25 protein-coding genes are annotated in these 23,820 nt (G+C 71.1%); 16 read left to right on the top strand and 9 right to left on the bottom strand.

The features are described 5' to 3' along the window. The first annotated feature begins 56 nt into the window (after positions 1 to 56). The 3 genes from E1288_RS39240 to E1288_RS39230 are packed head-to-tail and all read left to right on the top strand — an operon-like array spanning position 57 to position 1,674. Positions 57 to 293: a hypothetical protein gene (locus E1288_RS39240; RefSeq protein WP_093269954.1), complete on the top strand. Its 237-nt coding sequence runs from the start codon at positions 57 to 59 to the stop codon at positions 291 to 293. Continuing rightward, on the top strand, positions 290 to 829 hold the full coding sequence (locus tag E1288_RS39235) for a DUF6879 family protein (RefSeq protein ID WP_132493748.1): 540 nt from the start codon (positions 290 to 292) through the stop codon (positions 827 to 829). Before E1288_RS39240 ends, E1288_RS39235 begins: the two co-directional genes overlap by 4 nt. Continuing rightward, on the top strand, positions 826 to 1,674 hold the full coding sequence (locus E1288_RS39230) for a helix-turn-helix domain-containing protein (RefSeq protein ID WP_132493747.1): 849 nt from the start codon (positions 826 to 828) through the stop codon (positions 1,672 to 1,674). Before E1288_RS39235 ends, E1288_RS39230 begins: the two co-directional genes overlap by 4 nt. Here E1288_RS39230 and E1288_RS39225 read toward each other — a convergent pair. After that, positions 1,640 to 2,836, bottom strand: a complete 1,197-nt coding sequence (locus E1288_RS39225) for an MFS transporter (RefSeq protein WP_132493746.1) — start codon at positions 2,834 to 2,836, stop codon at positions 1,640 to 1,642. The genes E1288_RS39230 and E1288_RS39225 overlap by 35 nt on opposite strands. 88 nt (positions 2,837 to 2,924) lie before the next feature. On the opposite strand from E1288_RS39225, the gene E1288_RS39220 reads away from it, so the two are divergent. Continuing rightward, entirely contained in the window at positions 2,925 to 3,296 is a 372-nt protein-coding gene (locus tag E1288_RS39220; RefSeq protein WP_132493745.1) for a MerR family transcriptional regulator, read from the top strand. A gap of 13 nt (positions 3,297 to 3,309) precedes the next feature. Here E1288_RS39220 and E1288_RS39215 read toward each other — a convergent pair whose 3' ends face one another. After that, on the bottom strand, positions 3,310 to 4,044 hold the full coding sequence (locus E1288_RS39215) for a methyltransferase domain-containing protein (RefSeq protein WP_132493744.1): 735 nt from the start codon (positions 4,042 to 4,044) through the stop codon (positions 3,310 to 3,312). Between the two features lie 75 nt (positions 4,045 to 4,119). Beyond that, positions 4,120 to 4,836 carry a flavodoxin family protein gene (locus tag E1288_RS39210; RefSeq protein ID WP_132493743.1) on the bottom strand — a complete coding sequence of 239 codons (717 nt, stop codon included), beginning with the start codon at positions 4,834 to 4,836 and terminating at the stop codon, positions 4,120 to 4,122. Positions 4,837 to 4,973: 137 nt separating this feature from the next. Here E1288_RS39210 and E1288_RS39205 point away from each other — a divergent pair, with 137 nt between their 5' ends. Further along, positions 4,974 to 5,540: a helix-turn-helix domain-containing protein gene (locus E1288_RS39205; protein WP_132493742.1), complete on the top strand. Its 567-nt coding sequence runs from the start codon at positions 4,974 to 4,976 to the stop codon at positions 5,538 to 5,540. 4 nt (positions 5,541 to 5,544) lie between these two features. Here E1288_RS39205 and E1288_RS39200 read toward each other — a convergent pair whose 3' ends face one another. Beyond that, positions 5,545 to 7,146 (bottom strand): flavin-containing monooxygenase, encoded by a 1,602-nt coding sequence (locus E1288_RS39200; protein WP_132493741.1) that lies wholly within the window; start codon positions 7,144 to 7,146, stop codon positions 5,545 to 5,547. 214 nt (positions 7,147 to 7,360) lie between these two features. Between E1288_RS39200 and E1288_RS39195 the strand changes: the two genes are divergently transcribed. After that, positions 7,361 to 7,786, top strand: a complete 426-nt coding sequence (locus E1288_RS39195; protein ID WP_132493740.1) for a hypothetical protein — start codon at positions 7,361 to 7,363, stop codon at positions 7,784 to 7,786. A 1-nt stretch (position 7,787) separates the two neighbouring features. On the opposite strand, the gene E1288_RS39190 is transcribed toward E1288_RS39195, so the two are convergent. Continuing rightward, positions 7,788 to 8,792, bottom strand: a complete 1,005-nt coding sequence (locus E1288_RS39190) for an aldo/keto reductase family protein (protein ID WP_132493739.1) — start codon at positions 8,790 to 8,792, stop codon at positions 7,788 to 7,790. Between the two features lie 235 nt (positions 8,793 to 9,027). On the opposite strand from E1288_RS39190, the gene E1288_RS49980 reads away from it, so the two are divergent. Continuing rightward, a complete protein-coding gene (locus E1288_RS49980) occupies positions 9,028 to 9,156 on the top strand; it encodes a hypothetical protein (RefSeq protein ID WP_268952012.1) in 129 nt (42 codons plus the stop codon). 35 nt (positions 9,157 to 9,191) lie between these two features. Here E1288_RS49980 and E1288_RS39185 read toward each other — a convergent pair whose 3' ends face one another. The 3 genes from E1288_RS39185 to E1288_RS39175 are packed head-to-tail and all read right to left on the bottom strand — an operon-like array spanning position 9,192 to position 12,054. Next, entirely contained in the window at positions 9,192 to 10,043 is an 852-nt protein-coding gene (locus E1288_RS39185; protein ID WP_207954804.1) for an ABC transporter permease, read from the bottom strand. After that, a complete protein-coding gene (locus E1288_RS39180) occupies positions 10,040 to 11,005 on the bottom strand; it encodes an ABC transporter ATP-binding protein (protein ID WP_132493738.1) in 966 nt (321 codons plus the stop codon). Before E1288_RS39180 ends, E1288_RS39185 begins: the two co-directional genes overlap by 4 nt. Next, complete coding sequence (locus E1288_RS39175; RefSeq protein WP_132493737.1) at positions 11,005 to 12,054, bottom strand: LolA family protein; 1,050 nt, start codon at positions 12,052 to 12,054, stop codon at positions 11,005 to 11,007. Before E1288_RS39175 ends, E1288_RS39180 begins: the two co-directional genes overlap by 1 nt. A gap of 157 nt (positions 12,055 to 12,211) precedes the next feature. Between E1288_RS39175 and E1288_RS39170 the strand changes: the two genes are divergently transcribed. The 5 genes from E1288_RS39170 (at position 12,212) to E1288_RS39150 (ending at position 16,451) form a co-directional block, all read left to right on the top strand. Further along, on the top strand, positions 12,212 to 12,736 hold the full coding sequence (locus E1288_RS39170) for a MarR family winged helix-turn-helix transcriptional regulator (protein WP_132493736.1): 525 nt from the start codon (positions 12,212 to 12,214) through the stop codon (positions 12,734 to 12,736). Between the two features lie 96 nt (positions 12,737 to 12,832). Continuing rightward, on the top strand, positions 12,833 to 14,032 hold the full coding sequence (locus tag E1288_RS39165) for a homogentisate 1,2-dioxygenase (RefSeq protein ID WP_132493735.1): 1,200 nt from the start codon (positions 12,833 to 12,835) through the stop codon (positions 14,030 to 14,032). Continuing rightward, on the top strand, positions 14,029 to 14,895 hold the full coding sequence (locus tag E1288_RS39160) for a hypothetical protein (protein ID WP_132493734.1): 867 nt from the start codon (positions 14,029 to 14,031) through the stop codon (positions 14,893 to 14,895). Before E1288_RS39165 ends, E1288_RS39160 begins: the two co-directional genes overlap by 4 nt. After that, positions 14,892 to 16,067, top strand: coding sequence for a fumarylacetoacetase (gene fahA, locus E1288_RS39155; RefSeq protein ID WP_132493733.1), 1,176 nt, complete (start codon positions 14,892 to 14,894; stop codon positions 16,065 to 16,067). The genes E1288_RS39160 and fahA overlap by 4 nt, the downstream gene beginning before the upstream one ends. Before the next feature lie 48 nt (positions 16,068 to 16,115). Then, positions 16,116 to 16,451, top strand: a complete 336-nt coding sequence (locus E1288_RS39150) for an antibiotic biosynthesis monooxygenase family protein (RefSeq protein WP_132493732.1) — start codon at positions 16,116 to 16,118, stop codon at positions 16,449 to 16,451. 65 nt (positions 16,452 to 16,516) lie between these two features. Here E1288_RS39150 and E1288_RS39145 read toward each other — a convergent pair whose 3' ends face one another. Beyond that, positions 16,517 to 18,352 carry a glycoside hydrolase family 3 protein gene (locus E1288_RS39145; protein ID WP_132493731.1) on the bottom strand — a complete coding sequence of 612 codons (1,836 nt, stop codon included), beginning with the start codon at positions 18,350 to 18,352 and terminating at the stop codon, positions 16,517 to 16,519. A gap of 288 nt (positions 18,353 to 18,640) precedes the next feature. Here E1288_RS39145 and E1288_RS39140 point away from each other — a divergent pair, with 288 nt between their 5' ends. The 4 genes from E1288_RS39140 to E1288_RS39125 all read left to right on the top strand — a co-directional run bounded on the left by E1288_RS39140 (position 18,641) and on the right by E1288_RS39125 (position 23,457). Next, positions 18,641 to 19,756 (top strand): sugar ABC transporter substrate-binding protein, encoded by a 1,116-nt coding sequence (locus tag E1288_RS39140; RefSeq protein WP_132493730.1) that lies wholly within the window; start codon positions 18,641 to 18,643, stop codon positions 19,754 to 19,756. Positions 19,757 to 19,775: 19 nt separating this feature from the next. Beyond that, positions 19,776 to 20,543 carry an ATP-binding cassette domain-containing protein gene (locus E1288_RS39135; protein WP_132493729.1) on the top strand — a complete coding sequence of 256 codons (768 nt, stop codon included), beginning with the start codon at positions 19,776 to 19,778 and terminating at the stop codon, positions 20,541 to 20,543. A gap of 214 nt (positions 20,544 to 20,757) precedes the next feature. Beyond that, positions 20,758 to 22,188 carry a sugar ABC transporter permease gene (locus E1288_RS39130; RefSeq protein WP_132493728.1) on the top strand — a complete coding sequence of 477 codons (1,431 nt, stop codon included), beginning with the start codon at positions 20,758 to 20,760 and terminating at the stop codon, positions 22,186 to 22,188. 90 nt (positions 22,189 to 22,278) lie between these two features. Then, positions 22,279 to 23,457: an ROK family transcriptional regulator gene (locus E1288_RS39125; protein ID WP_132493727.1), complete on the top strand. Its 1,179-nt coding sequence runs from the start codon at positions 22,279 to 22,281 to the stop codon at positions 23,455 to 23,457. The last annotated feature ends 363 nt before the right edge of the window (positions 23,458 to 23,820 follow it).

Here is a 23,820-nt window from a genome sequence, read left to right as displayed (position 1 = left end):
TTGAGTTGCGCGGCGGGCCGACGCTTGACCGAATGCTTGTATTGCACAGACGATGCATGAATCTTCTCGACGAGGAGGAGCACGTGAAGTTGACCTTCCAGGGAACGACGTCGCACGCCGGTACCTGCCCCACGCTGTACAGCACCGACCAGGGAACCTACGTCGTCCAGGGCTACAAGGTCACCGACCCCGAAGCACTCGCCGCGCTCCGCGAACGCGGGCTCCCCGACCACGAGACCGCGGTGGAGGTCCCGGCCGCGTTGCTCGACTTCGTGCCGAAGGCGGCACCGTGAGTTCCTGGGTGTTACCCGGCGCGGAGTTCGACGAACTCCTGCGCTCGTTCGAGCGCCGGGCGTGGCGGTGGGAATGCCAGGGCACCTACCGCCAGCCCGACGAAGCCGAACCCTGGCGCCGCTGGCGGGCGGGCGAGCCGGACGACCTGCGCTGGCTGCGGCCCTGGCTGGACCAGGTCGCGGCGGCGACCCGCGCGGGCCGGCTCGTCTCCCGGGTGCGCGTCTTCGGGGAACCGCCCACCGAGTACCAGCGCTGGCAGCTCGACGTCGGCCCGGCCAACATCGCCGCCGGCGAGGACATCCGGGTGCTGCCCCAGGTCGAAGCGGCCGAGCTGGGCCTGCCGACCAGCGACTTCTGGCTCTTCGACGAGACCAGGGTCGCGTTGATGCACTACGAGGACCAGCGATTCGCTGGCACCGAGATCATCGCCAGCCCGCGGGAGGTGGACCGCTACCGGGCCTGGCGGGAGATCGCATGCGATCATGCGATTCCATTGATGGTTTACCTGCACGACCTGCCCCAGAGGAGCCGGTGACGGATTTCGACACACGCCGCCTGGCGTTCGGCGACGCGTTGCGTCGGCTGCGCCTGGCGGCCGGGCTGTCCGGGAAACAGCTCGCCGAACTAGCCGGGTGGACGCCGTCCAAGGTCTCGCGGGTGGAGACGGCGAAGCAGTCCGTCTCCGACGCGGACGTGGTCGCCTACTGCCGGCTGACCGGTGCTGCCGACGATGCGGCGGCCGAGCTGCGGCAGGAGCTGCGCGAGATCCGCATCGAGGCGGCGAGCTGGAAGCGCCAGCTGCGCACCGGGAATCGCGCCCGGCAGGAGTACGGCCGGCAGCTGGAGGACGGCGCCGAGCGCATCCGGCTGTTCGAGATCGCGCTGGTTCCCGGCCTGGTGCAGACCGCCGAGTACGCCCGGCACGTCTTCGAGGTCGTCGCGGACCTGCACCAGAGCTCGCGGGACATCGCCGAGTCGGTCGAGCAGCGGATGGCCCGCCAGAGCGTCCTGTTCAGCCCGCGCACGTCCGTGGAGATCCTCTGCTCCGAAGCCGCGCTGCGGCATCCCATCGCCCCGCCGCAGGTGATGGTCGGCCAGCTCGACCGATTGCTGGCCCTGGCGGGCATGTCCACGACGCGGCTGGCGATCGTGCCGCTGGACGCGCAGCTCACCGTCGTTCCGCTGCACGGCTTCGTCATCATCGACGACCTCGTGCTGGTGGAGACGGTCAACACGGAGATGACCATCGCCGACCCCGACGACCTGGCGCGGTTCCACCGCGTCTTCGATGGCCTGCTGTCCGCTGCGCTGGAGGGCGCAGAGGCCCGCGCCTTGCTGCAGCGGCTCATCGCGCACTACGCGGCGGCCGATCAGCCGTGAGCACCGCGTAGACCAGCAGGGATAGCAGGGCGAGAGCCGCCGTGATCCACGGCAGCGGGGTCGCGTCGCCCGCCAGGTCGAGCGCCGCTCCGCCCAGGTAGGCGCCCGCTGCGATGGCGACGTTCCAGACGGTGATGGTCAGCGACTGGGCCACGTCGGCGTCCCGCCCCGCGACCTTGGCCGCCGCGGCCGGGAACATCGTGGGCGCGCCGCCGAACGCCAAGCCCCACAACGCGACCGAGGCGAACAGCACCACCGGCAGTGCCGCGGCCATTCCGATCAGCGCCACCGCGATGCCGATCACCAGCGCCGAGGAGAGGATCAGCAGGCGCAGGCGGCGGTCGATCAGCGCGCCGACGATCCAGATGCCCAGCACCGAGGCGATACCGAAGACCAGCAGGACGGCGCTGAGCAGCTCCACCCGCCCGGCGGCGGCGAGCACCGGGCCGATGTAGGTGTAGAGGACGTTGTGTCCGAGGACCAGTGCGAACGTGGTGGCCAGCACGGCCGGGAAACCGCGGCTGGCAAGGACTTCCAGGGTGTTCGCGCGCTGCTGCGCCGGTTGTCCGGGCAGCGGCGGGACCTGCCAGAGCACCCAGCCGACCAGCGCCGCGGTGATGACCGCCATGGCACCGAAGGCGTACCGCCACCCGATCAGCTCCCCGAGCACCGTCCCGGCAGGGACCCCGATCGCGAACCCGATCGGCGTGCCCACCATCGCGATCGCCAGCGCCCGGCCGGCGCGCTCCGCCGGCACGATCCGCATCGCGTAGCCGGCGATCATCGCCCACATCACCCCGGACACCGCGCCCGCCAGCACCCGCGCCACCAGCGTCAACGGGTACCACGGCGAAATCGCGGTGACGCCGTTGACCACGGCGAACCCGAGGATCAGGCTGAGCAGCAGCCCGCGGCGCGGCAGCCGCCGGGTCAGCGCGGTGAGCGGCACCGAGGTGGCCGCCGTGCTGATCGCGTACACCGACACCAGCTGCCCGGCCTGCGACTCCGAGACCCGCAGATCGGCGCTGATCGGGAGCAGCACCCCGGCGGGCAGCGTCTCGGTCAGACAGCCGATGAGCACCACGGTGGCGAACGCCGACAGGGCGCCGATCGGCAGTTTCGCGCTCGAACCCGCCGTGCGGGCCTCCACGTCCGAAGTCATGGCCCCACCCTGAAGACCTCACACAAGTGTGAGGGCAAGCGATCCGCCGGTGACGTGGCGCACACCGGATGCCGGGGATAATGGCCGCATGCGGATCGGTGAGCTGGCGGAGCGGACCGGGGTGTCGGTGCGGCTGTTGCGGTACTACGAGGAGCAGGACCTCATCCGGCCGGCCCGGGACGAGCTCGGGCACCGCGCCTACGGCGAGGGCTCGGTGGACCGGGTGCTGAAGATCCGCGGCCTGCTCGAATCCGGGATCCCGACCCGGATCATCCGCGACATCCTGCCCTGCCTGGACAAGCCCGGCGCCATCCACATGCGCATCGTCGCCCCGGAGATGCTCACGAACCTGGAGCGGGAGCGGGCGAACATCCAGCGGCGGATCGAGTCGCTGACCGCGAACCGCGACGCGATCGACGACTACCTGACCCAGGCCCGGCCGCGGGTCCGCCCCGAATAGTCCACTGTGGAAGTCAGGCGCCCCGTTTCGCACTGATCCACAGCACCGGTCCGGTGCGGTGGGTGTGCACCACGTCCATCCCGGCGGCCCGCAGCGATTCCGCGACCTGCTCGGCGTCGAAGAACTTCAGGCCGGACCGGCCGCCGGTCAGCTTGGCCGCCTGGTGCAGCAGGCCGCCGCGCGGCGTCGGCACCATGACCGCCAGCCAGCCGCCGGGTGCGAGCACGCGCGCCATGCCGCTGAGCACCTCGTGCGGGGCGGGGATCAGCTGCAGCGCCGCGAGGCTGGTGACCAGGTCGAACGTGCCGTCGGGGAACGGCAGCCCGCGCGCGTCGGCGCGGATGAACCCGACGTTGTCGGCGGTTTCGGTGCGGGCGGCCCGCGCGAGCATCGGGCGGGAGACGTCGACGCCGATCGCGAGCCCGGCGGGCCCGACGGCGCGGCCCAGCTGCGAGGTGACGTTGCCCGGCCCGCAGCCGACGTCGAGCACCAGCCCGCCCGACGGCGGGCGCGCCTGCGTGGGCAGCCGGTACCACATCGGCAGCACCCGGCGGGTGAACGACTGAAGGTGGTCGTAGCAGGCGGATCCCGCGCCGGACTCCCAGAACGACTGGATCGGGCCGGACGGTTCCGCCGCCTGCCCGCCGAGCAGGTCCAGGTATCCGCCGTCGAAATCCGGGTGTTCGGGCGCGGGCGACAACAACGGCAGCACCCGCTCGAACACCGCGGGCGTGGTCTGGTCGGTCATGCGCACCTCTCACTGGTCGGCACGCCCAGCGTAGGGTCGCGGCGGCGCCGGTGGCCAGTGCCCGAACGGCGGAGGTCAGCGGTGTTCGGGGTTCTCGAAGTGGGGTCGGCAGCCCGCGTCCCACTCCGTGCGCTGGTTGCCGTAGGCGGGGAATCCGCCCGCCCGGTCGAGCATCGCCGCCACGTGCATGAGGTTGTAGGTCATGAACGTGGTGTTGCGGTTGGTGAAGTCGTTGCCCGGCCCGCCGGAGTCGGGGTCCAAATAGGACGGTCCGGGGCCGATCGAGCCGATCCAGCCCGCGTCGGCCTGCGGCGGGATGGTGTAGCCGAGGTGCTGGAGGCTGTAGAGGACGTCCATCGCGCAGTGCTTGACGCCGTCCTCGTTGCCGGTGATCAGGCAGCCGCCGACGCGGCCGTAGTAGGCGTACTGGCCGGCGTCGTTGAGCAGCGACGAGCAGCCGTAGAGCCGTTCGATCACGTGCTTCATCACGGAACTGTTGTCGCCAAGCCAGATCGGCCCGGCCAGCACCAGGATGTTGGCGGCCAGCACGCGCTGGTAGAGCTGCGGCCATTCGTCGGTGGCCCAGCCGTGCTCGGTCATGTCCGGCCAGACGCCGACGGCGATGTCGTGGTCGATCGCCCGGATGTTGTCGACCTCGACGCCGTTGCGGCGCATGATGCCCGCGCTGAGCTCCAGCAGACCTTCGGTGTTGCTGCGTTCCGGCGAGCGTTTGAGCGTGCAGTTGATGAACAGCGCCCGCAGGTTGTCGAAAACTGGTTCGGCCTCGGTCATCGCCCCTCGCCCCCCGGCAACGTCTCCGCGCGGCCAGTGCAGCACCGACCACGGGGCCGGGCAACTCCGGTCGCCGCGCGGAATGTTGACGGCGGTAACATCGGGTGGGACGGCGGCGACCCGTGGAAGGGGCAGCGGTGGGGGACAGGCGGCGCGGTGTGCAGGACGCGGACATCCGCCTCGGCGCGGCGATCCGGTCCCGCCGCAAGGAGCTCGGGCGCACCCTGGTCCAGGTCGCCGCGGACACCGGGCTCTCGCACCCGTTCCTGAGCCAGGTCGAGCGCGGGCGGGCGCGGCCGTCGATGCGCTCGCTGTTCCTGATCGCCGAATCGCTTCGCACGACGCAGCAGGCGCTGCTGGCCGAGGCCGCCCCCTCGGCGGGCGGCGTCCGGTTGGAGCGCGGCGCCGGCCAGGTGGTGGACTCGGTGCGGCTGCTCGACCACTTCGAGCAAGGCGCCGACGTGACCGAGATGGTGGTCAGCACCGAGGAGTTCGAGGAGTACTTCAGCCACGCCCGCCGCGAATTCGTCTACGTGGTCTCGGGCTCGCTGGAGGTGGAACTCCTGGAGGAGCCGGAGAAGCCGACCCTGCACGCGCTCGGCCCGCGCGACAGCATCGCCTACCCCGGCCACACCGGGCACCGCCACCGCCGCACCGGCCCGGAGCCGGCCCTGGTGCTGATCGTCCACTCCGGACCGGCCTAGCCCCTCACGCGGTGAGGTGGAAGCCGCGGTAGCCGCCATCGGCGATCTCCCGGCAGTGCTCCCGGTAGGTGCCGACGCCGCCGATGTAGGGCATGAAGACCCTCGGCTTGCCCGGCACGTTCGCACCCATGTACCAGGACGCCGCGCGCGGGTAGAGGGTTTCGGCGGCGACCGCGTTCACGTGCTCGCCCCAGGTCCGCTCGGCGTCGGCGGCGGCCTCGCTGCGCGTGAACCCGTTGTCGCGCAGGTGTTCCAGGTGCTCGCCGATCCACTCCACGTGCTGCTCGATGGACACGATCATGTTGCTGAGCACCGAAGGGCTGCCGGGCCCGGTGATGGTGAACAGGTTCGGGAAGCCCGCGCTGGCCAGCCCCAGGTAGGTCCGCGGCCCTTCGGCCCACTTCTCCCGCAGGCGCAGGCCGCCGGCGCCCCGGATGTCGATGCGGTTCAGCGGCCCGGTCATCGCGTCGTAACCGGTGGCGAACACGATGACGTCGAACTCGAAGTCTCGGCCGCCGACCCGCAGACCACCGGGCGTGATCGCCGAGATCGGCGTGCGCCGGATGTCGACCAGGGACACGTTGTCGCGGTTGTAGGTGGCGTAGTAGTCCGTGTCGACGCAGATCCGCTTGGTGCCGATGGGGTGGTCGTGCGGGCAGAGTAGCTCGGCGGTCGCGGGATCGTCGACGATCTCCCGGATCTTGTCCCGCACGTAGTCCGCCGAGAGCTCGTTGGCCGCCGGGTCGCGCAGGGTGTCGGGATACGTCGAGGTGAACGTGGTTCCGCCGATGCCCCAGCGCCGGTCGAGTTCGGCCTTGAACTCGGCGGCGGGCACCTCGGTGGCGTTGCGCTGCAACCGCTCGGCGAGGATCCCGGTCTGCGTCATCCGCGCCTCGGCGCGCAGCCGTGCGTAGTCGGACTTCACGCGGCGCTGTTCGTCCGGGCTCAACGGGTGGTTCTGGGCCGGGATGCTGAACTGCGCGGTCCGCTGGAACACGGTGACCTGCGCGGCCTGCCCGGCGATGACCGGGATCGCCTGGATCGCCGACGAGCCGGTGCCGATCACCCCGACCCGCTTGCCGGTGAAGTCCACTTCCTCGTGCGGCCAGCGGCCGGTGTGGTACGACTCGCCGCGGAACGTGCCGATGCCGGGGAAGTCGGGGGTCTGGGTGGCCGACAGGCAGCCGACCGCGGTGATCAGGAACCGCGCGGTGATCTCGGCGTCGTCGGTTCGCACGGTCCACCGGCCGGTCTGCTCGTCGAAGGCGGCGGCCCGGACGTTGGTCTCGAAGGAGATGTCGCGCCGCAGGTCGAAGCGATCGGCCACGTGCCGGGCGTAGCGCAGGATCTCCGGCTGCGACGGGTATCGCTCGGTCCACTGCCATTCCTGCTGCAGCTCTTCGGAGAAAGAATAGCAGTAGTAGAGGCTTTCGATGTCGCAGCGGGCGCCCGGGTACCGGTTCCAGTACCAGGTTCCGCCGACGTCCGTGCCGCGCTCGTAGACGTGCGCGCGGAATCCCTTGTCGCGCAACGTCTTGAGCATGTACATGCCGGCGAAACCGGCGCCGATGATGATCGCGTCGTACCGCGGGTCGTGCTCGTTCATCCGGCTGCACACTCCCTCTTCGCGGGGCTGGCTGGGCGGGTGGCCGCTCGGCAACTGATCGATCGCTCAGTCGAGCTTGCAACGGCGAACCCGGCGAAGGCAAGGCCGGATTCGGCCGGTTGCGCCGTCCGGGATTCGTCAGATCGGCGTACGGGGGATGTCAATCCGGCCGCGACGTCGGGGTGCCGCGAGCCCCGGGGTGTCTAATGGGGGCATGAGGCATCCGCATTCGCAGGTCTTGCCAGGGGGTTTCGGATATCCGCTCGGGTTCGCCAGCGGGTTCGTCGTGACCGCGGCGTGCATCCCCGTCGGGGATGCGGCACGTCCCGCGGCCGCGGCGATCGGGTTGGCGATCCTGGTCGCGGTCGTATCGGCGGTCACCACCGTGCCGGCCGCCGCCGCGACAACGGCTGTGTGCTGGGGTTTCTACGACACGTTCGCCATCGGCGTGCGCGGCGACCTGACCTTCGACCAGGCGGCCGCGGTCGGGCTGGGCGTGCTCGTCTGCGCCTGCGCGGTCGGGCTGGTCGCGGGCGCGGTCTCCCGGGCGAGGCGCCGCTACGCGACGCTGGCGGACGCGCCGTTCGTGCCGACGCCGCGCCAAGGTTCGTCGCCGCTGTGGGAGAAGCTCAGCCACTAGCTCATTTCCGGGCCTTCGGGGCGTTCTCGGCGGTCTTCGCCGGGTTGCGCTCGGCGACCGGGGCGAGGATTTCCTCCATTCGCCGCAGCAGCCCGGCTTCGAGCCGGACGCCGGACGCCGCGACGTTCTCGGCGATCTGCTCGGGCCGGGAGGCGCCGATGATGGCCGCCGAGACGTTCGGGTTCTGCAGCACCCAGGCCACCGCCAGCTGCGCCGGCGACAGGCCCGCCTCGGCGGCCAGCGGCTCGAGCTGCTGCACGCGCTCCAGCACGTCGTCCCGGAGGAAGCGGGCGACGAAGGTCGCGCCGCCGTTGGAGTCGGTGGCGCGGGAACCCGCCGGCGGCGCGGACCCGGGCAGGTACTTGCCGGTGAGCACGCCCTGCGCGATGGGCGACCAGACGATCTGGCCGATGCCCAGCTCCGCCGAGGCCGGCACCACCTCGTCCTCGATCACCCGCCACAGCGCCGAGTACTGCGGCTGGTTGGACACCAGCGGCACGTGCAGCTCGCGGGCCAGCGCGTGACCGGCGCGGATCTGCTCGGCGGTCCACTCCGACACGCCGATGTAGTGCGCCTTGCCGGCCCGGACCACGTCGGCGAGGGCCTCGATGGTCTCCTCCAGCGGGGTTTCCGGGTCGTAGCGGTGCGCCTGGTAGAGGTCGACGTGGTCGGTCTGCAGGCGGCGCAGCGAGGCGTCGATGGACTCCATGATGTGCTTGCGGCTGAGCCCCCGGTCGTTGCGGCCCGGCCCGGTGGGGAAGTAGACCTTGGTGAAGATCTCCAGCCCCTCGCGCCGCTCGCCCCGCAGCGCGCGGCCCAGGACGGCCTCGGCGCGGCCCTCGGCGTAGACGTCGGCGGTGTCGAAGGTGGTGATGCCGGCGTCCAGCGCGGCGCGGATGCACGCGGTCGCGGCGTCCTCGGCGACCTGGGACCCGTGGGTGATCCAGTTGCCGTAGGCGATCTCGCTGATGACCAGGCCGCTGCGGCCGAGATGGCGGAACTCCATGGCACCCCTCCGGAGGCGGACGACGGACTCGAACCTACCGGCCCGCCCCGGCGGCGCGCGGTGAAATTTTCCTTGCGCAACCGGCGAGTAACGAGCAATGTGTCCGACGCACGTTCTGGACGGGGCAGCGCCCCGGACGAGGTGCGGCCTGGCGGGACAACGGAGTCTTGCCAGGCGTCGGGGATTCGGAGCGGGCGCCGCGGGCGGCCGGTCCGGCGGGATCGAAGGGTTCGAATTGCGCCACCACCGGCAGCAGAGATCAGTTCGAAACGACCGGACGACGATCGGCTGGGACCGAGGCGGAACGACGCGCCTGCTGCTGCGGGCCGCGTGGCTGGAGCTGTACGCGATGCTGCTGCGCTGAAGCCGGGGTGCGGAGGCGTCGCCGCCCCCGCACCGTCAGGCGTCCTTGGTGACCACGCGCGCGATGGCCGCGGACAGGCCGATGAGCAGGTAGCAACCCGCTCGGAGCAGACCCGTGACCAGCGTGTCGCCGCTGATCGGGTCGCGCAGCACGTCCATCACCGCCGACCAGTCGGTGGTGATCAGCAACGGCTGCAGCCAGTCCAGGGCCGGGATCGTGCCGAGCACCCCGAACACGATCAGGCCGCCCATGGTGGCGGCCATGACCACCAGCGGGTGCTCGGTGAGCGACGAGATCGCCAGCGCGACCGCCCCGACCGCGGCCATCTGCACCGCGGACCACCCGGCGGCCAGCGCCACCCGGCCCAGCGCCGAGCCGATCGGCAACGTGGTCCCGGACAGGGTGACCATGCCGTCGCCGCCGACGATGACCAGCCCGGTGAGGACGCCGCTGAAGGCGATGACGGCCACCGCGAGCACCGCCATCACCAGCACGCCAACTGCCTTGACGCCGACCAGCCGCACCCGCCCCACGGGCGCGAGCAGCAGGCCGCGCAGCGTGCCGTGCGCCGACTCGCCGGCCAGCGCGTCGGCCGCGACCATCGCCACGACCAGCGGCAGCAGCAGCGTCTGCGCGAGCACCAGGGCCGCGACCGGCAGCACCAGCCCGTTTCCGGCCACTGCGGCGAGGAGGGAACCGCCACCGCGGCCGCCCGGCCCGCCGGTGACGGCGATCGCGGTGCCGAGGAGCACCGGGAGGCCCGCCAGCAGGACGAGCGCGAGCAGGTTGCGCGGCCTGCGCAGCACCCACCGCAGCTCGGCCAGCAGGACGCGCCCCAACGGCGCGGACGTCCGCCCCGCCGTCGCGGTTGCGTCGATCGCTGTCACAGCTCCTCCTCGGTCAGCCGGGCGAAGAGGTCCTCCAAGCCGGTCCGGGCCAGCCGCGCTTCGTGCACCGGAACACCGGCGTGGACGAGCATCGCGACGACCTCTGCGGAGTCCACATCGGACAGATCGGCGCGGACCGCCCCGGCGTCCTCCCGCGCCTGCACGCCCTTGCCGGTCAGCGTTGCCACCGCGCCGGAAGCATCCGATGTGGACACCACGAGGTGCGGCGCGCCGGCCTCCAGCATGGCGGCGAGTTCGCCCTGCGCGACCAGCGAACCGCGGTGCAGCACCGCGACGTGCGTGCAGGTCGCCTCGATCTCGGCGAGCAGGTGCGAGGACACCAGCACCGTCGTGCCCGCCGCGTGCAGTTCCGCGATGATCCGGCGGATCTCGCGGGTGCCCGCCGGGTCCAGGCCGTTGGTCGGCTCGTCGAGCACCACCAGCTCGCGCGGCACCAGCAAGGCCGCCGCCAGGCCCAGCCGCTGCTTCATGCCCAGCGAGTAGCCCCGGTACCGGCGGCCGGCGGCCGCGCCCAAGCCGACGCGCTCCAGAGCCTGCTCGACCACTCCGCGGATCTCCGGGCCGCGCAGCGCCGGTTCCATCGCCGCGCAGCGCAGCAGGTTCTCCCGGCCGGACAGGAACGGGTGGAAGCCCGGCCCTTCGACCAGTGCGCCGACCCGCGGCAGCACCCGGCCGCTGTGCTCCGGCAACCGGTGGCCCAGCAGCTCGACCGTGCCGGAGGTGGGGGCGGTGAGGCCCAGCAGCATCCGGATCGTGGTGGTCTTGCCCGAGCCGTTGGGGCCGAGCACGCCGACCACGCCGCCCCGAGGGACCGCGAGGTCGACGCCCGCTACCGCGACGGTCCGGCCGTAGGCCTTGCGCAGGCCGGCGGTGCGCGCCGCGAGAGAGCCCGCGGTGGGGGCGGTCGTCGCCGCCCTCACCGCTTCGACTGCGTTCGCCATCACGCCCCGCCGAGTGCGGCGGTGAGCACCTGCTCCGGCACCGCACCGGCCGCGACGCGGCCGTCGGAGGTGAGCAGGGCGTTGCCCGCCGCCGTGCCGATGATCCAGCCGTTGCCCCACGGCCCGCCGACCGGCTTGCCGACCTGCTCGGCGACCTGGCGCAGGTCCTGGCCGCCCTGCTGCTTCTCCTGCTGCTGCGGCAGCTGGGCCACCACGACCAGGTCCCAGCCGTCGCCGACGACCTTGTGCTCGCCCTGCGGGTGCTCCGGGCGCTGCTGCGGCGCGTGTTCGGCCTTGCCGTCCGTCACCTCCGCGCCCGCGGGCGGGGTGAACCGGAACAGGGCCGGGTCCGGGGCGCTGAGGTCGACGTCGCTGAAGCCGACCTGGAAGGCCGGGTCGTTCGAACCGTTGGTGAGCACCGAGAGCTCCAGCGGGATGCGCTTCTCCGCGTCCACCGCGACCCGCACCTCGCGCAACAGGGTGCGCTCGGTCGGCTTCGGCGTGAGCACCAGCTCGTAGGCGTCGCGGCCGGCGACGCTGGCCGTGCCGTCCACCTTCACGTCGCTAGTCTGCCGGAGCTTGTCGATGATCTGGCGGGCCGCCGCGGCGGGATCGGCCAGGCCCTGGTGCTCGGCGGATTCCGGCGCGTGTCCCGTCGAGCGGACCACCTTCTGCTCGGCCGAATCCCACTTCCACACCGTCGAGCCGTCGTCGACGACGGTCATCTCTCCGTTGTGCGAGGGCACCGAGACGCGGTGGCGGCCCTGGCCATCGGCCCACACCTGGAACTTGCTGGTGCCGTCGGAAAGGAGCTCGGAGGCCTGGCCCGCGCCCGGGATCGCGGGCAGGCCGAGCGCGTTGTCCACCTCGACGGTGCCGGTCAGCGCCGGCGGGTCCGCCCGCATCACCGACTCCACCAGCTGCTCCGGCGCCACCGGGGGTAACGCCGGGGCGGGGCCGGCGCCGGCGGGCAGCGCGAGCGCGGTCAGGCCGAGCACGCCCACCGCGGCACCGGCGGTCGCCGCATAAGCCACGTTCTTCCGTTTCATGAGACTCCTCCTGTCGGGTCCTGGGTCAAGCGTGGCTGAAGGTTGCTGAGATAACGCTGAGAGCGGCCCGCGGGCTGAGAACCGGCTCAGCTGGGTGGTGTTTCCCGGGCCGAGCTGAGATAGTTCATACATTGATCAGTTTGCGACGGAGGATGCGATGGCCGCGGACGAGCTGGATTTCTGGTCCTTCGTCGAGATGGCGAACCACCGGCTGGCCACCGAGTACGGGTTCCGGCACCAACTGGCCACCGAGGTGCTGCTGACGCTCAACCGGGCGTCCAACATCGTCACCTACGACCTGGAGGCGGCGGTGCACCGGCCGCGCGGCCGGTCCTGGTCGGGCTTCCGGCTGCTGTTCGTCACCTGGCTGGCCGGGCCGCTGGAGGCCAAGAAGGCCGCCGAGCTGACCGGGATGAGCCGGGCCGCGGTGTCGAACCTGGCGAAGACGCTGGTCGCGGACGGGCTGCTGGACCGAGCGCCGGGCGAGCGCGACGGCCGCTCCGTGCTGCTGTCGCTGACGGAGGACGGGCAGCGGGAGATGGTCGAGGTGTTCCGGGCGCAGAACGAGCGGGAACACGAGTGGGCGAGCGTGCTCACCGAGGCCGAGCAGCGCATCCTGATCATGCTGCTGGACAAGCTCATCACCAACCGCGACCAGTTCGACATCCGCGGCCGGAACTGATCCCTTCGGCTGTTGCGCCGGGCGCAAGTAGTAAATACATTGATTAAATGCGCCGGGGCCGAAGGGTTCCTGGGCCGTTGCAAGGAGGCGAGGGCGATGGCGTACTACCGGCAGGTCGGTGAGGTGCCGCCGAAGCGGCACACCCAGCACCGCAGGCCCGACGGCGGCCTGTACTACGAGGAGCTGATGGGGGAGGAGGGCTTCTCGAGCGACTCGTCGCTGCTCTACCACCGCAACCTCCCGTCCGCGCTGGTCGATTCGACGGTGTGGGAACTGCCCGACCTGGGCACCGAGCCGAACCACCCGCTGCGACCGCGGCACCTGAAGCTGCACGAGCTCTTCGGCGGCCAGGAGTGGAAGCGCCACGACGTGGTGACCGGCCGCCGGCTGGTCCTGGGCAACGCCGACGTGCGCATCTCCTACGTCGTCGCGGGCGAGGCTTCTCCGCTGTACCGCAACGGGATCGGCGACGAGTGCGTGTACATCGAGTCCGGCGAGGGCGTCGTCGAGACGGTGTTCGGCGCGCTGCCGTTCCGGCCGGGCGACTACGTGATCCTGCCGCGGGCGACCACGCACCGCTGGCTGCCGCAGGGCGACGAGCCGGTGCGCGCGTACTGCATCGAGGCCAACTCGCACATCACGCCACCGCGCCGGTACCTGTCGAAGTTCGGCCAGCTGCTGGAGCACTCGCCGTACTGCGAACGCGACCTGCACGGCCCCACCGAGCCGGTCCTGGCCGACGGCACCGACGTCGAGGTGCTGGTCAAGCACCGCGGCAGCACCGGCATCGTCGGCACCCGGTTCGTCTACCCGGAGCACCCGTTCGACGTGGTCGGCTGGGACGGCTGCCTGTACCCGTACACCTTCAACGTGTCCGACTTCGAACCGATCACCGGCCGCGTGCACCAGCCGCCGCCGGTGCACCAGGTCTTCGAGGGCAACAACTTCGTGGTGTGCAACTTCGTGCCGCGCAAGGTGGACTACCATCCGCTGTCCATCCCGGTGCCGTACTACCACTCCAATGTGGACTCCGACGAGGTGATGTTCTACTGCGGCGGGGACTACGAGGCGCGCAAGGGCTCCGGGATCGGGCAGGGCTCGATCTCCCTGCACCCGGGCGGGCACTCGCACGGCCCGCAGCCGGGAGCCTACGAGCGCAGCATCGGTGTGGAGTACTTCGACGAGCTCGCTGTCATGGTCGACACGTTCCGCCCGCTGGAGCTCGGCGAGGGCGGCCGCGCGGCCGAAGATCCCGGCTACGCCTGGACCTGGGCGGGACGGGGGCCGAAGCAGTGACCATCCCGGATTTCGCGAAATCGCTGTGCGATGACGCCGCGGTGTTCCCGCCCGGGCTGGCGCCGCTGCCCGACGCCGTCGCCGCGCACACCCGGCACACCGACGCGCCGTACGCCGAGCTCGTCGGGCCGCTGGTGCTCGCCGCACCGGCGCTGGCGGAGCTCGCCGGCCTGCTCGAATCCGGCGACCGGCTCGACCTCTCGGTCACCGCGCCGGAGGGGCCGGGGCAGCTCCGGGCCGTGTTCGACGCCGCCGGGTCGCTGCCGGTCCGGTTGCGCGCCCTGGAGGTCGCGGTGCCCGCCGGGCAGGCTCCGACGGAGTTCTTCACCGAGCTCGACCGGGCCTGCGCGGCGGCCGAGGACGTGGCCATCTTCGTCGAGGTGCCCCGCGACCAGCGGCGCCCGGAGATCATCGCCGCCTGCGCCGGCACCCGGTACCAGGCCAAGTTCCGCACCGGCGGGGTGAAGGCCGAGCTGTACCCGGACGAGGCGGAACTGGCCGCCGCGATCCGGGCGGTCGTCGACGCGCGGGTGCCGTTCAAGGCCACCGCCGGGTTGCACCACGCGATCCGCAACACCGATCCCGCAACCGGTTTCGAGCAGCACGGCTACCTGAACCTGCTGCTGGCGACCGATGCGGCGGTGGACTTCGCCGACGAGTCCGAGATCGCCGAAATCCTCGCCGAACGCGATGCGCGCAAGGTCGCCGAGCGCGTCGCGAACCTGGACGACGCGCGGGGCGCGGCCGCCCGCGAGCGGTTCCTGTCCTTCGGCACGTGCAGCATCATCGAGCCCTTGACCGAGCTGGTGGACCTGGGCCTGGTGCCCGCGGCCGTGCTCAGCGCAGAAGGAGTCGCCTCGTGACCGTGATCGACATCCCCGCCGGTTCGCCGTTCGGGCTCGACAACCTGCCCTACGGCGTGTTCTCCACTCCCGGCACCGAGCCGCGGGTCGGCGTCCGCGTCGGGGAGTCCGTTGTGGACCTCGCGGTGGCGCTGCGCGACGAGGTCTTCGCGCGGCCGAGCCTGAACGCGTTCATGGCGCAGGGCCACGAACGCTGGGTGCAGGTGCGGCGGCAGATCGCCGAGCTGGTGTCCGGGGACGTGCCGGATGCGGCCGTGCACCCGGTCGCCGACGTCACCACGCACCTGCCGATCGAGGTCGCCGACTACGTCGACTTCTACGCCTCGGAGCACCACGCGGCCAACCTCGGCCGGCTGTTCCGGCCGAACGCCGAGCCGCTGATGCCGAACTGGAAGCACCTGCCGGTCGGCTACCACGGGCGTAGTGGAACGGTCGTGGTGTCGGGCACCGACATCGTCCGCCCCAGCGGCCAGCGCAAGTCGCCGGACGAGGACGCCCCGACGTTCGGCCCATGCCGCCGCCTGGACATCGAGGCGGAGCTCGGCTTCATCGTCGGCACCGGCTCCGACCTGGGCAGCACCGTGCCCGCCGCGGACTTCGCCACCCGCGTGTTCGGCGTCGTGCTGGTCAACGACTGGTCGGCCCGCGACATCCAGGCGTGGGAGTACGTGCCACTGGGCCCGTTCCTCGGCAAGAGCTTCGCCACCTCGATCTCCGCGTGGGTGGTTCCGCTGCTAGCGCTGGAGGCCGCGCGCGTCCCGGTCCCGGACCAGGAGCCGAAACCTCTGCCGTACCTGCGCGAAACGGAGCCGTGGGGCCTGGACATCGACCTCGCGGTCTCCTGGAACGGGCACGAGGTCTCCCGGCCGCCGTACCGGGAGATGTACTGGTCCCCGGCCCAGATGCTGGCGCACCTGACGGTCAACGGGGCGACCAGCCGCACCGGTGACCTGTACGCGTCCGGCACGATCTCGGGCCCGGAGAAGGATCAGCGCGGCGCGTTCATCGAACTCACCTGGGGCGGCAAGGAACCGGTCGAAGTCGGCGCGGAGGAACGCACGTTCCTCCAGGACGGGGACGAGGTCACCATCACGGCGACGGCCCCGGGGCCGAACGGCTCCCGGATCGGGTTCGGCGAGGTGGCGGGCCGGATCCTGCCCGCGAGCGGGTGATCCGGAATATACGTTGTACGGGTATCCCGGATGTCCTAGGCTCCGCTGGTGGCCTTCATCAAACCCGAGCCGCCCTACTACGTCGTCATCATCAACAGCGCTTTGAACGACGGCGACCTGGACGGCTACGCAGCAATGGACGAGCGAATGGCCGAGCTGGGGGTGCAACAGCCCGGATATCTGGGGCGGGAGTCGCGAACCGGCGCCGACGGCAGGGAACTGACGGTGCTGTACTACCGGGACGCCGAGTCGATCAGGGCCTGGCAGCAGCACCCCGAGCACCTGGAGGCGCAGCGGCTCGGCAAGGAGAAGTGGTACGCCGACTACTACATCGAGATCGCGAAGGTGGAGCGCGCCTACGGGTTCGAACGCACTCCGGGCTGAGCGCCTGAGACCTCGCGATGAACGGGCGCTTTCGGCTCAACAGAGCCGAAAGCGCCCGTTTCATCTCAGTAGGTCAGGCCGTAGCCGTAGGGGAACAGGGGTTTCTGGCCGTCCCCGTCGTTGATCGGCTGCTGGTCCGCGCCGGCCATCCAGGTCATCGGCAGGGTTCCGGTCGGGTCGTGGTCGCCGAAGAGGACGTCGGCCACGCCGGCGCCTTCGGTGCCGGGCAGCCAGGCCGCCAGGAGCGCGTCCCAGTTCGGCAGGTCCGCCGCGACGTCCAGCGGGCGACCCGACACGGTCACCACGATCACCGGCACCCCGGACTCCTGGAGCCGGGCCAGCGTCGCCTGGTCCTCCTCGTCCAGGCCCATGCCTTCCGGGCGGTCGCCTTCGCCTTCGGCGTACGGGGTTTCGCCGACCACCGCGATCGCCGCCCGGTAGCTGCCGTCGATGCCCTTGCCGTTGCGGTCGTAGGTCACCTCGGTGCCGGAGGAGACCGCCTGCTGAATTCCTTGCAGGATCGTGGTTCCCGGCGTGATCGGGCCGCTGCTGCCCTGCCAGCTGATGGTCCAGCCGCCGCTCTGGTTGCCGATGTCGTCGGCGTTCTTGCCCGCGACGAAGATCTTGCCGCCGTCCTTGGCCAGCGGCAGCACGTTCCCGTCGTTCTTCAGCAGCACCTGCGATTCGCGGACCGCCTCGCGGGCGAGTTCCCGGTGCTCAGTGCTGCCGACGGTTCCGGTGAGGCTGCGATCGGTGAACGGCCGCTCGAACAGGCCGAGCTCGAACTTCTTGGTCAGGATGCGGCGGTTGGCGTCGTCGATGCGCTCCATCGGCACCCGGCCGGCCTCGACCTCGGCGCGCAGCAGGTCCATGAACTTCTGGTACTCGTTCGGCACCATGATCATGTCCAGCCCGGCGTTGACCGAATCGCGCACCTCGTCGGCGGTGAAGCCCTCCTGGCCGTCGATCTTGTCGATGGCCTGCCAGTCCGACACGACGAAACCGGTGAAGCCCAGCTCGCCCTTGAGCACGTCGTTGATCAGGTAGTCGCCGGTGTGCATCTTGACGCCGTTCCAGCTGCTGTAGGAGATCATCACCGAGCCGACGCCGCGCTCGATCGCGGCCTGGAACGGCGGCAGGTGCACCGCGCGCAGCTCGGCCTCGTCGATCTCGGTGTTGCCCTGGTCGTCGCCGCCGGTCGTGCCGCCGTCACCGACGTAGTGCTTCGCCGTGGCCAGCACGGACGCCGGACCGTCCAGAGTGGACCCCTGCAGCCCGGTCACGGCGGAGGCCATCGCCGCGGGCCGCTCCGGGGTTTCGCCGAACGACTCGTAGGTGCGTCCCCAGCGGTCGTTGCGCGCCACGCACAGGCATGGCGCGAAGTCCCAGTCGATGCCGGTGCCGGCGACCTCCTCGGCGGTTGCGCGACCGATGCGCTCGACCAGCTCCGGGTCGTTGGTGGCGCCGAGCCCGATGTTGTGCGGGAAGATCGTCGCGCCGTGCACGTTGTTGTGCCCGTGCACCGCGTCGACGCCGTAGATGATCGGAATGCCCAGCGGGGTGGCGATGGTCGCCCGCTGGTAGGCGTCGTACATGTCCGCCCAGGCTTCCGCGGTGTTCGGCGTCGGCGCGGATCCGCCGCCGCTGAGGATCGAGCCGATCCCGGCGGCCGCCGCGGTGCCCGGGTCGGCGGCCAGCCGCTCGGCCTGCGTCATCTGGCCTATTTTGTCCTGCAACGACATTCGCGCCATCAGGTCGTCCACCCGGTCGGCGACCGGACGCGTCGCGTCGCGGTAGGCGGGCGGTGCCGCAGCCACGGCGGGGGTGACCGCGGCGGTGCAAGCCACCGCGGTGAGCGCCAGCGCGAGCCGCGAGCGGGTCGTGCCTAACCAACGGGTCATGCCGTTCTCCTCTGCGTTCGGAGGTCATCCGTGCGGGGTGGAACTGCGAAGCCGGCGGCCTGCGCGGGGCGTGGGTGCGCTCTGCCGCTGGGCTGGGAAGGCCGCGAGGAATATGTTGCAGGCGGCAACATACCATCGGATGCCGCCCCGGGAAGGCGGGCTACATCGATCAAGTCTCGGTACTGCATCGATCAGGTCAACTTCTCCGCTCATGGTGTTGTGTCATAAGTTGTTTGTCGCAACGTTTGGTTGTGCACGATTCCGTTCGGGAGTGGGGAAGGCTTCTCGATGGGGAGAACGCCCGCGGCGCTGATCGCGATGGCCTGCAGCATCGGGCTGTTGCTGGTGGCGTGCGGGAACAACAGGCTGCCTGAGCCGGACGCCGACGCGGCCGCGCCGGGCACCGGCGGTCCGCGCGTGGGTGTGATCCTCCCGGACACAGCGACCTCGGCGCGCTGGGCGCATTTCGACCAGCCGATGCTGCAGGCGGCGCTGCGCCGGGAAGGCCTCACGCCGATCGTGCAGAACGCGCAGGGCGACGCGCAGAAGTTCGCCCAGATCGCCGACGGCATGCTCAGCCAGCGGGTGCAGGTGCTGATCATCGCCGCACCCAGCGGCGACGCCGGGGCCACCGTCGAGCAGAAGGCCGAACGGCTCGGCGTGCCGGTGATCGACTACGACCGGCTCAACGTCGGCGGCAGCGCCGACTACTACGTCAGCTTCGACCACGAGGAAGTCGGCGAACTGCAGGCCCGGGCGCTCGCGACGGCGATGCGCGACAAGCCCGGCGGCCAGGTCATCGAGATCGGCGGCGCTACGACCGACCACAACGCGACGCTGGTGCACCACGGCCAGTCCGCGGAACTCGGCCCCCGCTACGCCGCGGGCGAGCTGAGGCTGGCGAGCAGCCGGTTCGTCGACGGCTGGGACAACCAGGCCGGCGGCCGGGTCTTCGAACAGCTGCTGACCGCCAACGACGGGCGGGTGGACGGCGTCCTCGCGGCCAACGACGGGCTGGCCTCGGCGGTGATCACCGTGCTGCAGAAGTACGGCCTGGCGGGCGCGGTCCCGGTCACCGGGCAGGACATGACCGTCGACGGCCTGCGCGCGATCCTGCAGGGTTACCAGTCGTCCACGGTGTTCAAGCCGATCCGCGACGAGGCGTCGGTGACGGCGGAGCTGGCGGCCGCGCTCGCCCGCGGCGACACCGCGGCCGCCGACGCGCTGGCCCACCAGCGAACGCCCGATCCGGTCGGCGGGCGCGAGGTGAAGTCGGTCCTGCTGCCGCCGCAGCTGATCACGCGCGACAACATCAAGTCGGTGCTCGGCCCGGCGGGCGTCCGGGCCGAGGAGATCTGCGGCGGCGAGCTGGCAGGCACCTGCCACCGGCTCGGCATCGCCTGATGTCTTAGAGGGAGGGCGAGTGCACGAGCCGATCCTGGCGCTGCGCCGGGTCAACAAGAGCTTCGGCCCGGTCCGCGCGCTGCGGGAGGTGGACTTCACCGTGCGCGCCGGCGAGGTCACCGCGCTGATCGGCGACAACGGCGCCGGGAAGTCCACATTGGTCAAATGCATCGCGGGCATGCACCGCATCGACGGCGGCGAGGTGGTCTTCGAGGGCCGCCCCGTGCAGATCCAGCGGCCCGGCGACGCCGCCGCGCTGGGCATCGAGGTGGTCTACCAGGACCTCGCGCTGTGCGACGACCTCGACGTCGTGCAGAACATGTTCCTCGGCCGCGAGCGGGGCCCGGCGATGCTGCTCGACGACACCGAGATGGAGCTGGCCGCGAGGCGCACCCTCCGCTCCCTGTCCGTGCGCACCGTCGGTTCCGTGCGGGCGAGGGTCGGCTCGCTCTCCGGCGGTCAGCGGCAGACCGTCGCCATCGCCAAGGCCGTGCTGTGGAACAGCAAGGTGGTGATCCTCGACGAACCCACCGCGGCGCTCGGCGTCGCGCAGACCCGGCAGGTCCTCGACCTCATCCGCCGCCTGGCCGACCAGGGCCTCGGCGTGGTGCTGATCAGCCACAACATGTCCGACGTGTTCGAGGTCGCCGACCGGATCGCCACCCTCTACCTGGGACGCATGGCCGCCGAACTGCCCGCCAGGGACCTGACCCACGGCCAGGTCGTCGAGCTGATGACCGCCGGCCGCTCCGGCGACCTAGGCATCGCCCGCCCGACAGCAGTGTGAGGTACCCCGTTGAACTCGTTTTGCGTGGCGGTGCCGGTAGCGGAACCTCAGGGGTCTTCTCGCTGTGGGATCCCCGACATCATGAATGCCAATTCACCACGTCGGGGCTGTCCTCGCGAGAAGACCCCTGAGAACCCGCGGCGGTGCAAGCTGCGTAGGTGGGCTAAGCGGCTGCGCCGCTTCAAAGAAAATTCTGAGATTCCGAGGAACGCCAATGACGAACAGCCCGACCGGCGCGGCCGAACCGGCGCTGCGCATCGCCGACTTCGGCATCGACACGACCTCTCGCGCCACCGGCGAGGCCCTGCGCGACTACGTCGGCAAGATCCGCCGCGGTGATCTCGGCGCGCTGCCCGCACTGGTGATGCTGGCCGTGCTGCTGGTGCTGTTCGCCGCCCTGTCCGAGGACTTCCTGACCCTCAACAACCTGGCCAACCTGCTGCACCAGGGCGCCGGGCAGGCGATCATCGCGATGGGCATCGTCTACGTGCTGCTGATCGGCGAGATCGACCTGTCCGCCGGCACGGCCTCCGGCGTGGCGGCGTCAGTGCTCGCACTGCACTTCCAGCACGACGGGAACCTGCTCGGGGCGATGGGCGGCTCGGTGTACTACGCCTTCGTGCTGGGGCTCGCGGCCGCGGTGCTGCTGGCGCTGCTGCTGCGGATCTGGCTCGGTGCCGGGCTTTCCGCGCTGGCGCTGGTGCTCGTGGTCGCCGGGGTCGGCGCTAACCCGTGGCTGGAGATGCTGCTGGCGGTGTGCGTCGGCGCGGCGATCGGTTGCGTCACCGGGTTCGCGGTCTCGAAGGTCCGCATCCCGTCGTTCGTCGTGACGCTGGGGCTGTTCATCACCTGGTCCGGCGTGGTGCTCCAGCTGGTCGGCCCGGGCGGCACGATCTCGGTCCGGCAGAGCCCGGAGCTGTTCGCCGTCGCCAACAGCAGCCTCGGCGTGGCGGGCAGCTGGCTGCTGTTCCTGGTGACCGGCGCCGGATACGCCGCCGTGGTGGCTCACCGGCACCTGACCAGGCTCCGGCACGGGCTCGTCGCGCAGCCGACCGTGCTGGTGGTGGCCAAGGTCGGCGCCGTCCTCGGCTGCGGCGGCGTCGCGACGTACCTGCTGACGCTCAACCGCTCGCCGCACCCGGAGCTGGCGTCGATCCGCGGCGTGCCCTACGTGGTGCCGATCATCCTGGTGCTGCTGATCGCGGGCACGTACGTGCTGGATCGCACCCGCTTCGGCCGGCACCTGCGCGCCGTCGGCAACAACCGGGACGCCGCGCACCGCGCCGGGGTGAACGTCGCCAAGATCCGGATGAGCGCGTTCATCATCTGCTCCTCGGTCGCGGCGCTGGGCGCCATCGTCTACACCTCGAAGGTCGGCTCGGTCGACGGCAGCGCGGGCAACGGCAACCTGGTGCTGTTCGCGGTCGGCGCGGCCGTCATCGGCGGCACGTCGCTGTTCGGCGGGAAGGGCCGGCTGCAGGACGCGGTCCTCGGGGGCGCGGTGCTCGCGACCGTCCAGAACGGCCTGAACCTGCTGGGCTTCGCCGCCGCGCCGGTGAACATCATCACCGGCTTGGTCCTGGTGGCCGCCGCCGGCGTGGACGCGTTGTCCCGGCGGCGTTCGACGGCGCAGCATGAAGGCTGAGCCGGGGAGCACGGTGCGCAGCGCAAGCGTCCGCTGTGCTACAGCTTGTCCCGGATCGGAAGCCCGAAGCAGGCGGAGGAAGCGGCCGAGTTGACCACGACACCAACCGCGGGAGCGCGGCCCGACGAGGTGCGCCAGCACAACCGGGCGGTACTGCTGCGTCGGCTGCACACCGGCGGGCCCTGCACCAGGGCCGCGTTGGCGACCGAGATGGGGCTCAACCGCAGCACCATCAAGGCGCTGGTCGACGAGCTGGTCAAGGACGGGCTCGTGGTGGAGCGGGTGCCCGCCCAGCGCAGCGGCGCGGGCCGGCCGTCGCTGCTGGTGCTGCCGCAGCCGCACGCGGCGGTGACGCTGGCGGTGGACATCCGGGTCGAGCAGGTGGCGATGGCGCTGATCGGGCTCGGCGGCGAGATCCTCAACCGGTGCAGCTGGAGCCTGCGCCAGGCCACCCGGAATCCGCGCGAGGTCTTCACCAAGATCGTCGACAACAGTGCGGTGCTCATCGAGGAGGCCGGCGTCGACGTCGTGGCGGTCGGCGCCTCGGCGCCCGGCGTGGTGCGCCGCGCGGACGGGATGGTGCGCGAGGCACCGAACCTGCACTGGACCGAAGTGCCGCTCGGCGACTGGCTTTCCAAGGCGCTGGACGGCCGGCGGGTGGAGGTCGGCAACGACGCGGAGCTCAGCGCGCTCGCCGAACACCTCCGCGGGGCGGCGCGCGGCGCGACCGACGCGGTCTTCGTCGGGGCGGATGTCGGCGTCGGCGGCGGGGTGATCTCCGGTGGGATGCCGTTGCGCGGCAGCGGCGGCTACGTCGGCGAGCTCGGGCACATGGTGGTGCGGCCGGACGGGCACGAATGCTATTGCGGCAGCAGGGGATGCTGGGAGACCGAGGTGGGGGAGCGGGCCCTGAGCCGGGCGCTGGGCCTGCCGGAGGACTCGCCGCGCGGCGTGGTCGTCGCCGAGCTGCACGCCTTGGCGCAGCAACCGGACGAGGTGTTGCAGCGGCTCGGCGAGTTCGGCGAGTGGCTGGCCGTCGGACTGTGCAATGTGGTCAACCTGCTGTGCCCGCAGCTGGTGGTGCTCGGGGATCTGTTCACCTCGCTGCCGCGCACGCTGATCGACCACGTCGGCAAGCTCGTCACCGAGCGCAGCCTGGTCAGCCGCGCGATGGGCGGCACCAAGCTGGTCACGTCCTCGCTCGGCGCGGACGGCAAGCTGCTCGGCGCCGCCGAGCTGGCCTTCGAGCAGGTGCTGGCCAACCGCTGAGCCGATCGGCGGAAACCGTTGCCCCGGTTGGGAAACGCGCAGATTGCGATGCGGTTACGCCCAGCGGCGCCGACACCTCCCGGTGATAAGTTGCTGCGGACAACATATTGACCGGATCGACCTCGACCCGGCCGGGGACACCTTCGCGTCCTGCGTTCTCGGCGCGCCACGCCGACGCTCCTGCGAAAAGAGGGACCACTTTGTTCACTGGGAGATGGGCCGGCACCCAGATGCTGGCTCAGGGTCAGCTGCTGGATGCCAACGCGGTGGATTACGCGTTGTTGGCGTTGTACTTCGTTTTTGTGCTGGGTATCGGGTATCTGGCGCGGCGAGCGGTTTCCACCAGTTTGGATTTTTTCCTGT

The sequence above is a fragment of the Saccharopolyspora elongata genome (assembly GCF_004348985.1).
Lineage (GTDB): Bacteria > Actinomycetota > Actinomycetes > Mycobacteriales > Pseudonocardiaceae > Saccharopolyspora > Saccharopolyspora elongata.
The sequence above is the reverse complement of the archived record's forward strand: the minus strand, read 5'-3'. Positions and strand labels throughout refer to the sequence as shown.